The sequence below is a fragment of the Lysinibacillus sp. BS3 genome (assembly GCF_039614735.1).
GTDB lineage: Bacteria > Bacillota > Bacilli > Bacillales_A > Planococcaceae > Lysinibacillus > Lysinibacillus capsici.
In genome coordinates this window covers 2,411,518-2,428,310 of the sequence record NZ_CP154860.1, presented here as the reverse complement: position 1 = coordinate 2,428,310, position 16,793 = coordinate 2,411,518, and the positions used below count along the sequence as shown (strand labels likewise).

The window sequence follows — 16,793 nt, the reverse complement described above, 5'->3', positions numbered from 1 at the left end:
ACCTCTTTTTTTATTTATTTTTCGTACATCGTTCAGCGGGCTGTTCAATTTTTACGTAACGCCATAAGTTATTGGCGATGTCACGGGCCTCTGCGATATGTTCTGTGCCGACGAAAGCCTTACGGAAAGGTGTAAGAAGTGATTCGATGATAAAAAGCTTTGGTTTTTCTTTCTGCAATTCTTCTAATAAGAATTGTGCATACTCCAAACCTTCCATTGTTTCGTTATTCGATAATCCCTTTGTAAATCCTTGTAGTTGTTCAATAACCATTCCTTTTGTAACGGTTTTATAGTTCACGACATTTTGAATGGTATTGATCATTTCAACACTTACGATAATCTCTTTTGACTCAAGCATAGTGGGTATAATTACGCTAATATTGCGCAATGCTACACGTACAATAGCTTCTCGATTGATATATTTATAATCGGCAATAAAGACAGCACGTAGAGTGAGGTTAATCATTCCAAGTGTTTGAACAGCACATTCATAGCTAATAGGGCTAATCTCTTCTCCAAAGACTTGTACTAGACGATTGGCGAGCCATTCTAGTTCTTGTAAATGGTAATTAATAATAATTTTTTTTAGTTCTTTATCTCTTGATTGGAAGATGGATTCGAATATCTGTACTAAATTATGTTCACGATTGACATACATGAGAACAGCGACTTGCTGCGTCAATACCTCTAAATCTGTAGGGTCTTTGCCATAAATGAGCTCATGGCGACGATTACTAGCTTCTTCGCGACCTTCATCTAAGATGGCGATTAAGCATTCGTTTTTCGAAGTAAAATGATTATAAAATGTACCTTTAGAGATTTTAGCCGCATTGATGATGTCATTAATTGATGTATCTAGAAAGCCTTTTTCAATAAAAAGTTCACGTGCTGCTGTTATAATTTGTCTTTTTCTTTTGTTCATAACCTCACCTTTTTTATAATATTATACTCTTATTCTACACTTGGAATGCTTTTATATCAACGTTTATAAAAAATATAAACTTATTTGTTGAAAAAAGTAGACTACGAGTATAAAATAAGTTTTATCGTAAAACACAAGAAAGAATTGAGGGATATAAATGAATAGTGAGCAAACAATGAAAAAGCCCCCTTATGGCATGATAGCTATTCTATTTGTGGGTGCTTTTGTTGCTTTTCTAAATAACACATTGTTGAATGTGGCATTACCAACAATCATGAAAGATTTTGGGATCACCTATTCAAAAGTACAATGGTTAGCAACAGGGTATATGCTTGTGAGCGGTATTTTAGTGCCTGCTTCAGCATTCTTTGTGACACGCTTTAAAAATAGACATTTATTTATTACAGCGATGTCTATCTTTACAATTGGTACAATTATGGCAGGTTTCGCTCCTAATTTTGGCGTGCTGCTAGCAGGTCGGATGGTGCAAGCAGCCGGAGCTTCTAGTATGTCACCACTTTTAATGAACGTTATGCTAACAAGCTTCCCGAAAGAAAAGCGTGGGGCAGCAATGGGGATCTTTGGTTTAGTTATGATTATGGCGCCAGCAATTGGTCCTACATTATCAGGGTATATTGTGGAACATCATGATTGGCGTATGCTTTTCCAAATGATTATTCCATTTGCTTTAATTAGTTTATTATTTGGTGTTTGGAAACTAAGAAACGTGATGGAGACACGTGAAGTTCACTTAGATTTCCCTTCAGTACTTTTATCAACAGTTGCATTTGGTGGTATTTTATACGGCTTTAGTACAGCGGGCGACAAAGGTTGGTCAAGTCCATGGGTATATGGCACAATTACGATTGGCTTCATTGCTTTAATTATTTTCGTTGTTAAACAGCTGAAAATGGATGAGCCATTACTGGAACTACGTATCTATAAATATCCAATGTTTGCTTTAGGTTCTGTTATCTCAGTTATTGTCTCTATGGCAATGTTCTCAGGGATGATTTTAACACCAGCATATGTACAGTCTATCCGTGGTATCGAACCATTTGAAGCAGGCTTAATGATGCTTCCAGGAGCACTTGTCATGGGGATTATGTCACCAATCACTGGTAAGCTTTTCGATAAATTTGGTCCACGTGTGTTAGCCATTATTGGATTAACGATTACAACAATCGCAACTTTCGGTTTAACAAAGTTAGAAATTGATTCAAGCTACACATATATCGTATCGATGTATACAATTCGTATGTTCGGTATGTCGATGGTCATGATGCCTATTATGACAAACGGTTTAAATCAACTACCACAAATGATGAATCCACATGGTACAGCGATAAACAATACATTACAGCAGGTATCAGGAGCAATCGGTAGTGCGATCCTTGTAACATTTATGAATAATCGTACAAAAGTTAAAGCGGAAGAATTAATTGCAGAAGCCAAAGCGAATGCTGCACAATCAGGAGCAGCGCCTACAGCAGAGCAAATGCAACAAATGCAAGATCAGATTATGCAAACTGCCTTATTAGATGGTATTACGCATTCCTTCTTAATTGCAGCTGGGATAACAGTGATTGCAGTGGTACTTGCATTCTTCTTGAAACGCGTAAAAGTTGAAAGCGCAGCAGCGTCAATGGATTTAAAAAAACCAACTAAATAATCAAAGTAGCCCTAGCCAGTAAATATTTACTGGCTAGGGCTTTTTTTATTGAGTACACATGAAAAAAAATTTTAGGATTGGTGTTATTTTTCATCATTTTATTTTATATGATAATACTAATTTACAGAAAATTTAGATATTTAATAGTGGGGTGCTTCCTTGGTAGATGCATATATAACTGGCTTAGTGAAAGAACAGAAAATTCCAGGTGCTGTATTAATTGTTCAGCAGCAAGAAAGAAGGCTATTTTCATGCAATTATGGAGCCTATACTGCTGAGGATGGCAGCGAGCAAGCTATTTTAAGTAATACGTTGTTTGATTTAGCCTCCTTAACAAAAGTTGTCGCAACACTCCCAGCTATTTTACTCCTGATGAGTCGAAATCAAGTTTATATAACAGATCCAGTCCAAACCTATTTGCCTGATTTTAATTATCCTCTTATTACAATCCAGCATTTATTGCAGCATTGCTCAGGATTGCCAGCAGATTTAACACCTGTAGTTAAAAGACATCATAAGCGTGACATCCTGCAGGAGGTACTGGCAAGTGATGTAGTATGGCAGCCAAATGAACAAGTGCAATATAGTGATTTAGGTATGATTATTATAGGAAAGGTGATTGAGGAAGTTACTGGCATTTCATTAAAAAGTTTTGTAGAGCAAGAGGTTTTTAAGCCATGGGGCATGCATCATACATGTTTTCAACTGCCTGTGCATACAAGAAGGCTTGCAGCATCTACAGAAATGGTGGCAGGTCAATTTGTACAGGGAATAGTCCATGATGAGAAAGCTTTATTACTAGATGGTATTGCTGGTAGTGCAGGTTTATTTTCATGTGTAGAGGATTTAGCAAAGTATGCGGAAATTTGGTTGGGGATCAAGCAACAAAGTGTAATTCCATATGAATGGTTAGAGCTTGCCTATACGAAAACTTTTAAAACGAGGGGACTTGGGTTTGAAGTATGGGGAGGAGATGAAGCATCATTTTGTTTTGGTAGGAGGTGGAGCAAGGGCTCATTTGGTCATACAGGATTTACAGGCACGAGTATTTGGATGGACCCTGTAAAAAAGGCATTTGTCATTTTACTAACGAATGCTGTGCATTATGGGAGAAATACAAACATGGGAAGGATTAGAGAGAAGCTTCATACGATGATTTATGAAAAATTACTGATATGAAGGGTGGATCTGCTGGTATGAGACAAAAGAGTAAATGGTTATTGTTGCTTCTTTTATTACTCGTTGTGGGTTTAGTAGGCTGTAACACGAACGAGAAAATAACGACCTCAACAACACCTGATAATGAAGAGAAATCGAAAACTGAAGAGGTTTCGCTAACAATAGGGAGTTGGCGCACAGAAGATGTTGCCAAGTATGAAAAAGTGATTGCTTTATTCAATGAACAACATCCTGAAATACATGTTTCATTTAACCCAACTAAAAATACTGAATATAATACAGTCCTCAATACGGCATTACAGGCTGGAGAGGGTCCAGATATTTTTCACTTACGTCCTTATGCAGCTGGATTGAAGCTTGCGGAGGCAGGTTATGTTGAGAAAATAAACGGTTTAAATGGATTGAATGTATTTCCTGAAGAAGCATTACAGGCTTCTCGTGATGACCAAGGGAATCAGTACGGTGTACCAATTAACTTAAGCTCTACACAATTTTTCTATAATAAGAAGATTTTTAAAGATAATAATCTTGAAATTCCTACTACATGGGATGAATTCATAGCATTAAATGACCAATTATTAGAAAAGGGTATTACACCAATTGCAATGGGTACAAAAGAAGGTTGGCTATTATCGTTGCTACACGGTATTGTCGGTCCTGCTGTTTATGAGGGCAATGACTTTTACCAAGCAGTGCTCGCAGGAGAAAAGGATTTTACAGATCCGAAGTTTATTGAATCCATTCAAGTAATGAATGACTTGAAAAAGTATTTTCCTGTCAATTCAGAAGGCTTAGGAATGGATGATATCCGTACTTTGTTTGCACTAGAAGACGCGGCAATGTTTCCGTTAGGTAGCTGGGAAATTCCTGTTGTATTAGAAATGAATCCAGATTTAGATTTAGGTTATTTTCCTATTCCATCTAAAGAGAGTAATACAACAGTGACGACTTGGGTAGATGGCTCATTTGCGATCAATGCTAATTCGAAAAATAAAGAAGCAGCTAAAGTATTTTTAGAATTTTTAACAACTAAGGAGTTTGGCGATTTGTTTGTAAAAGAGTTTTCTATGATCAGCGCTATTCCAGGTATTACCTCTGACGATGCATTGTTAAACGCTATTAGTCATTCGACTGCAAATGAAGCAACGCCATATATGTGGGTAACTAATTTTACTGGTGGGGACCCAACAACAAAGAGCTTGCTTGAAAGTGAGCTACAAGGCATGTATTTAGGTCAAGTAACGCCTGAAGAGGTTGCCACAAAAGTACAGGAAAACGCTAAAACTTGGTTTACGCCATTTCAAAAATAATGAAAGCATCAAGTCAGTAGACCCCTGAAGTGCTATAAGGAGTTTAGGGGTCTTGTTGTTTAAAAGGAGGCTGCTCATGATAAGAGAATATACAGCTCCATCAGTAAGAAGGAGGAAATCGAGAGTAAGGTGGACTATCCATCTTTTCCCTATTCCTGCACTAATAATCTATGGGTTGTTTGTGCTTTATCCGATAATAGCGGCATTATCCTATAGTTTTTTTGAATGGAAAGGGATGGCTCGTGGTGATTTTATCGGTTTCCAAAATTTTGTGACGCTTTTTACGATAGAACCCTATGGCTCCATGTTTTGGAATGCCTTTAAACATAATGTCCTCTATTTTGTTGTGCAAATGATTGTTATGAATGGATTAGCCTTCTTTCTTGCCTTTATTATTTATCAAAAAATTAAAGGTGCAGAGTTTTTTAAGGCTGCTTTCTTTCTACCGCGATTATTATCAGTGATTGTTGTAGGTTTCTTATGGAAGCTCATTCTAAATCCAAATTTTGGTACTTTAAATGTCATTTTGGAGAAATTAGGTCTTGAAACTTTACAAAAGGCTTGGCTTGGTGATCCCAACACGGCGTTAATCGCCATTATTTTAGTCAATTGTTGGTTTGGATTAGGTTTTGGTGTCTTAATTTTTCTTGCTGGCTTTCAAGGGATCCCAAGTGAGTTAGTCGAAGCTGCAAAGTTAGATGGCGCTAAGGGTTTTACTTTATTGCGTACGATTTACTTGCCTTTAATGGTGCCATCAATTATGATCATGGGCATTTTAACATTTATCCAGTCATTTGAAGCATTTGAATTAGTATATGCAATGCAGGGCTCCATGGGAGAGCCGTACTATTCTACAGATACGTTAGCTGTGTTTTTCTATCGTTTAGCATTTGGTAGCTCTACCGCTTCTGGGGCAACAGCTATTGGGTTGGGTTCGGCGTTAGCTACAGTACTATTCTTATTTATATTAGTTTGTACCACGCTATTTTTACGCTTTGCCAATAAAAAGAATGTTCAAATGTAAGGGGTGATTATAGTGAAGCAAGGCGCTATTTGGGTTCGACCATTTTATTATCTTGTGGTGTTTACGGTGGCGACCATTAGTTTATATCCAATTTTGTTAATGATTTTATCTTCATTTAAAAAGAGCGTGGATATCTATAAAAATCCATTGGGTTTACCGACTAGCTTTAGCTTAGATACTTATCGTACATTATTAGCAAAAATTCCATTTACCACATACTTTCTAAACAGTCTAATTGTCAGTATTGTATCTGTGATACTAATAGTGGTTGTTTGTTCACTGGCTGCATTTTATATTGCTCGCTTTAAATTTTCTTGGAATCATGCATTGTTCTTTATTTTTTTATTAGGCATGATGATTCCTATAAAATTGGGGATTGTCCCGCTCTTTATATTAATGCGTGATTTAGGACTGATAAATTCCTTATGGTCTTTAATTTTGATGAACATGGCGACAGGTATTCCATTATCCATGCTGATCTTAACTGGCTTTTTTAAAACAATGCCTTATGAATTAGAGGAAGCAGCCCGTATAGATGGGGCGGGGAACTTAAGAGTTCTTTGGCATGTAATGTTACCGTTAATGAGACCTGCCCTTGGAACAGTGGTTATTATAAATTTTATTGCTTCATGGAATGATTTCTTCTTCCCGCTTATTTTTATTACAGAAAAAATGAAACGGACGATACCTGTTGGAATGATGTCACTTTTTGGTGAGCATTCGGCAGATTGGGGCTCTCTTTTTGCAGGTTTAACATTAGCTTCATTACCAATGATCCTATTATTTTTTATTGCCTCAAAGCAATTTATGGAGGGGCTGACGGCTGGTGCCATTAAATAGGGAATACATTATTGGGGTCGATGGTGGTGGGACGAGAACTCGTGCAGTGATTGGGACAAGAAAAGGGGAAGTGCTGGCTTTTGTTGAAGGAGCTGGAACGAATATAAAATCAACGCCACCTGACGAGGTAAGGCTACATATTATCAAGCTCCTTGCCACGTTACTACAAAAGATAGATGCAACAAATAATGATATTGCTGCGGTGTTCTTATGTGTGGCAGGGGGCGATCGCCAGTTAGATAAAGAACGCTGGGAGCAATGGATTAGCTTCCTTTTCCCTACTAGCTCCTGTAAGATAACCATCACCAATGATGCGGTAGCGGCACTTACTAGCGGCACATATACACAGCAAGGGCTCGTTGTGATAGCAGGAACGGGTTCCATCGTATATGCAGTTGGAAAAAATCATCAAGTTAGTCGTGTTGGAGGATGGGGTTATTTATTAGGAGATGAGGGCAGTGGCTACTATATTGGGCAAGAGGCATTGCGATTGATTACGCGACATTATGATGCTATTGGCGTGAATGAGGATCTGTTTACAGCGACTATTATGGAGCAGCTAGCATTAAAGAATCCTACTGAAATTATTACGCATGTTTATGAGCATCCACAGCCACGTGTACTTATAGCCTCCGTAGCTCGTGTGGTGTTGCGTTTAGCAGAGCAAAATAATGATAGGGCACAAAAAATTATTGAACACGCTGCTCATCATTTAACTCATTTCATCCAAATAATGTTGAAAAAAGAGCCTCAGCTAAAAGGTGACTCTATTGTCCTATGTGGAGGTTTATTCGAAAATTTTTATTTTGTTCAATGCTTTCGAGAAAAATTACAGCTTGCTAAAATACCTAATCGACTAATACAACCAGAGGTGCCACCTGTTATAGGAGCTTTCGTTAATGGACTTCTCAGTGAAGGAATTCCAATCACAGAGGCTTTACAACGAAAGGTAAAAGGAACTTGGATGAGTATCCATGAAAAATAGTGTGGAGGGATTTGATTTCAATGGAACGAATGACAAAACTGACGACTGAAGGCTATCATCCAGATACGACAAATCTAGATTTAATGTCCACTATTGAAATTGTAAAGCTGATGAATGAAGAGGATAAAAAAGTACCATTAGCCATAGCAAAGGTTTTACCTGAAATCGAGCAGGCTGTCACAGCTGTTGTGGATGCACTAAAGAATGGCGGTAGATTATTTTATGTTGGTGCAGGGACAAGTGGGCGAATTGGTTTGCTAGATGCCGTAGAATGTCCACCTACATTTAGTACATCACCAAAGCTTGTGCAGGCAATATTGGCTGGAGGAGCAGATGCAGTAATGATTGCCATAGAAGGTGCAGAAGATGATCTTTCATTAGGAGAGGTTGAACTACAGAAACAACAGCTAACAAACCGAGATGTAGTGATAGGGATTGCAGCAAGCGGTCGAACGCCTTTTGTCAAAGGAGCATTAAATTATGCTCAACAACTAGGGGCAAAAACAATCAGCTTAGTGAGCAACGCTCATTCTATTATTAGTAAGCATGCAGATATTGCAATAGAGGTGATTACAGGACCAGAAATTTTAACAGGTTCTACAAGACTAAAGGCTGCAACAGCTCATAAACAAATATTAAATATGATTACAACGACAACCATGATTAAGCTTGGAAAGGTCTATAAAAATTTAATGGTGGACGTTCATGCTAGTAATTTTAAATTGCGAGAGAGAGCCAAACAAATCGTCTGTGAGGTAACGGGAGTTTCTTATAATCAGGCTGAAAGTGTTCTGGAGCAAAACAATTATCAAGTAAAGCTCGCGATTGTGGTGCTACTGACGAATACAACGATTGAAGAGGCGACGGAATTACTTGCTCAATCAGAAGGGCATGTGCGGAGAGCGGTGTCTCTAAAGAAATATTGATGAAGGAGGTACATGGATAACTTCCTTTTATCTAGAGATGGAGCTGGAAAAATGGAAAAAATAAATGCGGGTTTAATTATGCTTGCTGAAATGTGCGAAAAGCTTCCACTCTCCGAAAAAAAGGTGGCAAGCTATATATTAGCACATCCTACACAGGCTATAAAAATGACAGCAGTTGAACTAGGAGAGGCTAGTCAAACAAGTAGTGCCGCAGTTATTCGGCTGTGTAAATCGTTAAATATTAGTGGTGTTCAAGAGCTGAAATTGCGCATTGCTGGTGATTTACAACATGCTAAAGTTGAAGATCGAGATATTGAGGCGAATGAAGCGCTGCCATCGATTGTAGAGAAGGTAACGACGCAAAGTAGTGAAATTTTGACACAAACAGCTAATTTAATAAATATTGCTGAATTAGAGCGTGCAATAACGGCCTTATCACAAGCTGATAAAATTATATTTTTTGGAGTGGGTGCATCAGGTATAGCAGCAATGGATGCAGATCAAAAATTTTTACGAATCAATAAAAATAGTAGGGCATTTGTGGATTTGCATTTAGGAGCTACAGCCGTTGTCAATACACAGAAGGGGGATGTGGTAGTAGGTATCTCCTTCTCCGGAGAAACGCATGAAGTGGCTAAAATCCTTGAAATAGCTAGCCAAACACCAGCCACTACAATCAGTTTAACGCGCTATGGTAGTTCACTAGTGTCTAGCCTAGCAGACATTTGTTTATATATCTCTCCCAATGTTGAAGCAACTTTTAGAAGTGGTGCCACTTCCTCACGTCTAGCGCAGTTACTTGTCATTGATATTTTATTTATGGGGATAGTGACGAGTGCCTATGAGCAGACAGTGGATTATTTAGATGAAACACGTTCTGTTATTCAGGGGTTGCATAAAAAAGTGGCTAAAAGAAAAAATAAAATAAAAACATATTAGTGTTAGTATGTTCAGACTGTAGACAAAAGCTATCGAGAAGTTTTCTCTCGATAGCTTTTGACATTTTTATTCTCGGAAATAAAAACGAATTCTGGTTTTAGGTATTTAGTTTAATATTTTTATAGATGTAATATCATTACCCACTTTTTTCTTTTAACTCTTTCTTATAAGCAACAATATTGTATTGATATTTTGGATTAAATGGTTGGTGAGTTAGTCCATTTTGGAAAAAACATATTTTTTAACCTAATTTTAACCTTGTTATTGTAATGTGCTAGGTAAAGCAATATTTTGTAAGGAGGTTTTAAGAATGGAACAATATGTCGGAGAAATTCGGTTATTTGCTGGTGATTATGCCCCAGACGGCTGGGCTCTTTGTAATGGTCAACTATTATCTATTTCCGAAAATGAAATACTTTTTTCTTTGATTGGCACAACCTACGGAGGAGATGGTCAATCAACCTTTGCATTACCAAATTTTCAAGGCAGGGTTGTAGTACATCAAGGACAGAATCCAACTACTGGTACTACCTTTGTCAATGGTCAAATGGGAGGGGCGGAAACCGTCACTTTAATCTCTTCACAGCTTCCTGCACATACACATCAGGTAAAAGCTTCTTCTCTTGATGGCACAACCCCTAGTCCAGAAAATGCTGTTTGGGCAAAAAATATACAATATTCGACACAACCACCAAATGGCACAATGAATGCCGCCATTGTTTCAAGTGTGGGAGGAAACGCTTCTCATAACAATGTAATGCCGTTTTTAACAATTAGTTACATTATTGCTCTTTACGGTATGTATCCAACAGAATAGGAGGTATGAAGGATGAGTGAACAATATGTAGGTGAAATACGATTATTTAGCTTTGGGACAGTTCCAAGCGGATGGGCGCGATGTGATGGACAAATATTACAAATTAATACAAACCAAGCGCTGTATTCAATTTTAGGAGCAACTTATGGTGGTAATGGCTCTACGACATTTGCATTACCTGACTTAAGGGGAAGAGTCCCAGTTCATGTAAGCAGTAGTATCACACGTGGACAAAAAGCAGGAGAAGAGGTACATGTATTAACAATTAATGAGATGCCAACTCATACACATATTGTTAATGGTAGTTCAGAAAGTGCTACGTTGAAAGTGGCTACTGGAAATGTATGGGGTACATCTGCTAATAATATTTATTCTGTCAATCAACCAAATACTATTATGAACATGCAAGCATTGTCAACATCAGGAAATTCGCAGTCACATCAAAATATGCAGCCATACAGTGTCGCTAATTACTGCATAGCTTTAGTAGGAATTTATCCATCAAGAAATTAGAAAAAAGGAGGTGGGCAAAGTGTCAGAAGCATATATTGGAGAAATTAGAATATTTGGCGGTAATTTTGCACCAAAAGACTGGGCTTTGTGTGATGGTCAGATAATAAACATTGCCTCGAATAGTGCATTATATGCTATTTTGGGTAACAGATATGGAGGAGATGGTAAAACAACCTTTGCATTACCAAATTTAAATGGTAGAGCAGCTATTCATCAAGGAACAGGTGTAGGTTTAACGCCTAGAATTATAGGGAGTAGTGGTGGTGCCCCCTCTGTAACGCTGTTGGAAAATGAGATGCCTAGTCATAATCATCTAGCAAATTGTAACAATCTTCAAACCACTAATAATGATCCAACGGGTGCAATATGGACAGATCAGCAAGGGAAAGGAACTGTCCCAGTTTATACGTCACAAGTAAATAAACAAATGAATCTAATGACGGTTAATGCTGTTGGAGGAAGTCAACCACATAACAATATGCAGCCATATTTAGGACTGAACTTTATTATTTGTTTATATGGGGAATGGCCTCCTAAGAGTTAACGATTCATTAAATGAAGGGTGTGAAACCAAGAAGGAGAATATAGAATGGGAAAAAAGATATTAACCATAACCCTGTGTTTGGTGTTGGTCGCTTATAGTCAATTGATGGGATTAGGGTTCGTTTCACCTTTAAAGGTGGAGGCGGCTGCTTGCGATTCGCCAGATTTTCCAAGTTGTATACAGGATTTAACTCAAGCTTCGTGGAAAGATGACACAAATAATGGCTTTGTAGTAAGCGGTATTCCTGGTGATAATGGTATTAATTTATTCACATATAGCAATGGATCACAATTTCCAGCTGGTTATTATTTTGATGCAGATGAATATTCACCACCAAAATCAATTAGAATTTCTGCTGGGGAAAGCTTTGCAGGTGGGATCTTCGATTTAAAATCATTAAAAATTAATACGATTAATAAACATCCTGAAAACGATGCATTATCCATAACAATTCAAGGGTATGATGGGGCAGGAAACCCAAAAGGAAATCCTGTAATTTTTAAGACAATTGCAAATCATGAGCCTATTTATGATATTCCTATTAATATAGAAGGAATCAACTCATTTGTCATTACTGCGAGTGTAAATTTTATACCTACTGTACAGGCGGGACTATGGGATTTAACGTTTACCCAATTTACGATTGATATCCCAAATAATAGTCCACCAACAATTACAAATGGTGCTATAACTTCTTCAAATATTACTACCTCAGGCGTACAGTTGGACTGGGCTAAAGCATCTGATGATATAACAGCTCAAGAGGATTTAGAATATCAAGTCTATCAATCTAGTAGTAACAATATTGATACGGTTAGTACCATAGAATTGAATGGGACACCGTTAGGCGGTTATACCAAAGATAGTAACTCCTTTAATGTTACAGGTCTTGCTGCCAATACTACCTATTATTTTAATATCATTGTCAAAGATACCAATGGCAATAAGAGTGCATATTTAATGCAGGAGGTAACAACCCTTGCCTTAAATAAACCACCGACATCCAGTAATGGAAGCATAGATGTAAACGAGGGTCAAGTGTATACATTTACTAGTACTTCTTTTGCTTTTTCAGATGAAGATGCTGGAGATACTTTGCAACAGATTCAAATCTCTACTATCCCAAATAGCGGACAGCTCTTTCTTGATAACAACAATAATCAGCAATTTGATGGTGGGGAAGCTATTACAAATGGTATGACAATTAGTAAGGCTAATTTAGATGCAGGTAATTTAAGATATATTACGGAAAATGGCACATCTTCATCTTTTACATTTAAGGTAAGTGATGGTATCGATTTTAGTACTGACTATACAATGGAGCTAGTCGTCAATGCACGTCCAGCAGTGATAATTATACCAAATGATTCTAGTCCAACAAATAGCAATTCAATTCTTATAACTTTGGTATTCAGTGAGTCAGTGACAGGCTTTATGATTGGGGATATCGAAGTTACAAATGGAAATGTGGCAATTCTGTCAGGGAGTGGTACCACATATACAGCTCTTATATCACCTATTGCTGATGGAGCTGTGAAAATCAAAATTCCTGAAAAGGTAGTTGCAAATAGTGGAGGTGCATTGAATAAAGCATCAAATGAATTACAAATATTCTATGATAGTACACCACCTACTGATATTGAGCTCAATAATACTACTGTACAAGAAAAGAAACCCATTGGTACAACAGTTGGAACATTGGCGGCAGTGGATACAGGAAGCTCACAAACATTCACGTATTCATTACAGTCTGGAGATACAAGCTTCTTTACGATTGATGGGAATGTATTAAAGACAAAGGCAATGTTTGAATTCGATACGAAAAATAGTTATAAGATTACGATAAGAGTAACTGATGAGGCTGGTAATACGTTGGATAAGGAGTTTACAATCCAGATTACTAAAAATCATGCACCATCAGGTTCCATCATTGTTAACGGTGGACAAATCTCGACAAGTTCTATAAATGTTACCTTAAATTTGACGGCAACAGATTTAGAAGGAGAAGCGATAGAAATGCGCTTTTCGAATGATGGTATTACTTGGTCCAGTTGGGAGTCAAAAATATCTACGAAAAGTTGGACTTTATCCCATGGAGAAGGTAGTAAAACAGTTTATATGCAACTAAGGGATACTGCTGGCAATATATCAAATACATTCTCAGATACAATTGTTCTAGATACAACTCCACCAGTCATAACAGGGGTTACAAATAACGGTGTTTATAACACTGATGTAACGATTAGTTTTAATGAAGGAACTGCTACCCTGAATGGAGCAACCTTTTCAAGTGGAACCACAGTAAGTACATCTGGAAATTATACTTTGGTAGCAACAGATAGTGCAGGGAATACCACAACCATTACATTTGTGATTGATAAAGCTCTGCCAAAAGCTGTAGAGGTAGAGATCAAATCGAATAATCTGGATCCTACAAAGGCTAAGGTAGGAGATACGATCACCTTAACAATGAAAACAGATAAAAATATACAAGCACCTATAATTACCATTTCGGGGAAAGCTGCTATTGTAACAGGAGCATCCACAAACTGGCAGGCAACATATGTTATAGATAATGGTGATTTAGAGGGAACAGCACCTTTTACAATTAACTTTAAAGATCTGTTAGGTAATTCGGCAATAGAGGTAACGGACGTAACTGATGGAAGCTATGTCATTGTCGATAGCGTAAAGCCAACAGTAAAAAAGGTGACAATGGCTTCAAATAATGCTAACCCAACAGTTGCTAAGGTAGACGATGTAATCACAATAGACTTTGAGACAAGTGAGGACATTCAATCACCGAATGTATCAATCCTAGGACAAACAGCAAATGTCAATGATAAAGGTGATGGGGATGCTAAAACATGGCAAGCAAGCTATACGTTAAAGTCCATAGACTCAGATGGACCTATCAGTTTTACAATTGATTTTCAAGATATAGCAGGGAATGAGGGCTTACAGGTAACAGAGATTTCATCAGGGACAATTGTGATATTTGATAAAATTTCTCCTGAAATAACAACCTATTTCCCAGCGCATCAGGCAATTAATGTACAGCCTGTAGATAATCTTGTATTAACATTTGATGAAAAGATCTTACCTGTAACTAGTAAAAATATTGTCATAAGAAATGCTACAGATAACCAAATTGTCGAAACAATTGCTGTTACACAAGCAAATGTTTCTATCACTAATGAAACTGTGACAGTAAATCCTACATTGGATTTAGCCCATAACACCACTTACAGCATTCAAATTGACGCAGGTGCATTTACTGATGTAGCAGGTAATGCGTATAAAGGTATTACTAATAATACTTCCTGGAATTTTACGACTAGTGCACTGCAAACATATACGGTTACGTATGACAGTAACGGGTCTGATGGGGGGATAGTACCAACAGATTCAAAGCAGTATAAAAACCAGGACACTATTACAGTACTAGGCAATACGGGTAATTTAATGAAAGCAGGCTATACATTTGTAGGATGGAATACGAAGGCTGATGGAAAAGGTGTTACTTATAAAATTGGGCAAACGATTCAAATGGGGAAAGGGAATTTGATATTGTATGCTTTGTGGTCTAAAAACAATGTACCAGGAGATGGAGGATCATCAACGCCTAGTCCTACACCAACACCTGATCCTGTTGCACCAAGTAATCAGCTAAAGATAAATGTTGTAGATCAAAGTATGCCAGATGATGTGCTCCTCCAAACCGTGTTAACACGTGTATTGAGTAACGGTAGCTTTCAAGATACAGTAAACTTTACAGTTGCAAATGCAAACGAGTTTCTTCGGATATTAGGGAATAAGGAAGATAAAAGATCTCGACTTGTGATCCCTAATATGGAACCTCCAGCAAGTGAAACAAAGGTGATACTTGATAGAGATGCTGCTAAGCGATTAATAGAGGGTAAATCACATTTTAGTATAGCTATGGGAATGGTCAAAATAGATGTTCCTTTTACTTCAATGAATGATTTCAATGAAGACATTTACTTCCGAATTGTACCGATTAAGGATGCATTGCGGCAAAAAGCTATTGAGGATCAGGCTAAACAAGCTGAAATAGTTTTACAACAGGGTAATGGCGCTAATGTAAAACTCGTTGGTCAGCCAATATCTATCGACACAAATCTACAAAACCGTCAAGTAACATTGCTACTACCATTACCAGCGAATCTCACATCAGCTCAACGAGAAGATATGATGGTCTATGTAGAGCATAGTAATGGAACAGTTGAAATAATACGTGGGCGTTTTGCAGAATTTACGAGAGGGCAAACAGGTATAGTCTTTGATGTAGAGCACTTTTCTACATTTTCTCTACTTTATGTAGAACAAGCGCAGGAAGAAGTGCCACCAGAGAAAGAACCAATAGAGGTAGACAGCACATTTGCTTCCTATATTCACGGCTATACAGATGGCACTTTCCGTCCGAATGTAAATGTCACTCGTGCCCAAATGGCAGCAATGTTGGCAAGAAACCTAAGTGACAATCATGTACCAGAAGCGTCTAACCTATTTTATGCAGATACAGCTACTTCATGGGCAAAAAACGATATTGAATATATTCGTACAGAAGGAATTATGCAAGGACGTCATGATCGTTCATTCGGGCCGAATGAAATGATTACTAGAGCCCAAATGGCGGTTATTGCTGTGAGATGGATTGATAAACAATGTGTAGAAGGGGCTACAGATACCTCGTATTGCGAAATAAATACAAGTGGAGAAACATATCGTGATGTGGCGGTCACACATTGGGCAGCAAAAGAAATCAATCGCATAAGTGCGATAGGTATAATGGTTGGCTCAGGCAATGGTGAATTTAGACCTGAAGAAAAACTAACACGTGCACAGGCAGTAAAGGTACTGAATCGAATCTTTAATCGTCCAATACCAACTGAGGACACAGAACAAATCTTCAAGGATATACCTAAAGAGCATTGGGCTTACTTTGAGATTCAAGCCGCGGCAAAATAAGATTAATAGAATAAGCACGCTAGGTGGATAATGCCTAGCGTGCTTTTAATTCGTTTGAAGAAATCAATTAATTTCTTATTTAAATTACCAGATGTAGAAGTTTGAATATAAATTCGATTGCCATCAATGG

The 16,793-nt window shown here is 37.6% G+C and carries 13 protein-coding genes; 12 read left to right on the top strand and 1 reads right to left on the bottom strand.

All coding sequences use genetic code 11. The annotated features are described in order from the left end of the window. Positions 1-10: 10 nt before the first annotated feature. On the bottom strand, positions 11-922 hold the full coding sequence (locus AAJG31_RS11970; protein WP_066038385.1) for a TetR/AcrR family transcriptional regulator: 912 nt from the start codon (positions 920-922) through the stop codon (positions 11-13). Between the two features lie 157 nt (positions 923-1,079). Here AAJG31_RS11970 and AAJG31_RS11965 point away from each other — a divergent pair, with 157 nt between their 5' ends. The 12 genes from AAJG31_RS11965 (at position 1,080) to AAJG31_RS11910 (ending at position 16,663) form a co-directional block, all read left to right on the top strand. Continuing rightward, positions 1,080-2,594: a DHA2 family efflux MFS transporter permease subunit gene (locus AAJG31_RS11965; RefSeq protein ID WP_066038386.1), complete on the top strand. Its 1,515-nt coding sequence runs from the start codon at positions 1,080-1,082 to the stop codon at positions 2,592-2,594. 159 nt (positions 2,595-2,753) lie between these two features. Next, the gene (locus AAJG31_RS11960; RefSeq protein WP_048391885.1) at positions 2,754-3,773 is read left to right on the top strand and encodes a serine hydrolase domain-containing protein; all 1,020 of its coding nucleotides are present in this window, start codon (positions 2,754-2,756) and stop codon (positions 3,771-3,773) included. A gap of 17 nt (positions 3,774-3,790) precedes the next feature. Then, the gene (locus AAJG31_RS11955) at positions 3,791-5,083 is read left to right on the top strand and encodes an extracellular solute-binding protein (protein ID WP_257962285.1); all 1,293 of its coding nucleotides are present in this window, start codon (positions 3,791-3,793) and stop codon (positions 5,081-5,083) included. 76 nt (positions 5,084-5,159) lie between these two features. Then, on the top strand, positions 5,160-6,107 hold the full coding sequence (locus AAJG31_RS11950; protein WP_259951202.1) for a sugar ABC transporter permease: 948 nt from the start codon (positions 5,160-5,162) through the stop codon (positions 6,105-6,107). Between the two features lie 12 nt (positions 6,108-6,119). After that, the gene (locus AAJG31_RS11945; RefSeq protein WP_066038438.1) at positions 6,120-6,947 is read left to right on the top strand and encodes a carbohydrate ABC transporter permease; all 828 of its coding nucleotides are present in this window, start codon (positions 6,120-6,122) and stop codon (positions 6,945-6,947) included. Further along, entirely contained in the window at positions 6,934-7,932 is a 999-nt protein-coding gene (locus tag AAJG31_RS11940; RefSeq protein WP_259951203.1) for a BadF/BadG/BcrA/BcrD ATPase family protein, read from the top strand. Before AAJG31_RS11945 ends, AAJG31_RS11940 begins: the two co-directional genes overlap by 14 nt. Before the next feature lie 20 nt (positions 7,933-7,952). After that, positions 7,953-8,858, top strand: coding sequence for an N-acetylmuramic acid 6-phosphate etherase (gene murQ / locus AAJG31_RS11935; RefSeq protein WP_048391877.1), 906 nt, complete (start codon positions 7,953-7,955; stop codon positions 8,856-8,858). A gap of 51 nt (positions 8,859-8,909) precedes the next feature. Beyond that, positions 8,910-9,797, top strand: coding sequence for a MurR/RpiR family transcriptional regulator (locus AAJG31_RS11930; RefSeq protein ID WP_175400798.1), 888 nt, complete (start codon positions 8,910-8,912; stop codon positions 9,795-9,797). 310 nt (positions 9,798-10,107) lie between these two features. Continuing rightward, the gene (locus AAJG31_RS11925) at positions 10,108-10,614 is read left to right on the top strand and encodes a tail fiber protein (RefSeq protein WP_048391873.1); all 507 of its coding nucleotides are present in this window, start codon (positions 10,108-10,110) and stop codon (positions 10,612-10,614) included. Between the two features lie 12 nt (positions 10,615-10,626). Further along, the gene (locus AAJG31_RS11920) at positions 10,627-11,127 is read left to right on the top strand and encodes a tail fiber protein (RefSeq protein ID WP_066038389.1); all 501 of its coding nucleotides are present in this window, start codon (positions 10,627-10,629) and stop codon (positions 11,125-11,127) included. 19 nt (positions 11,128-11,146) lie between these two features. Continuing rightward, positions 11,147-11,671 (top strand): tail fiber protein, encoded by a 525-nt coding sequence (locus tag AAJG31_RS11915; protein ID WP_066038390.1) that lies wholly within the window; start codon positions 11,147-11,149, stop codon positions 11,669-11,671. A 45-nt stretch (positions 11,672-11,716) separates the two neighbouring features. Next, a complete protein-coding gene (locus AAJG31_RS11910; protein ID WP_279493724.1) occupies positions 11,717-16,663 on the top strand; it encodes an S-layer homology domain-containing protein in 4,947 nt (1,648 codons plus the stop codon). Positions 16,664-16,793: the final 130 nt, after the last annotated feature.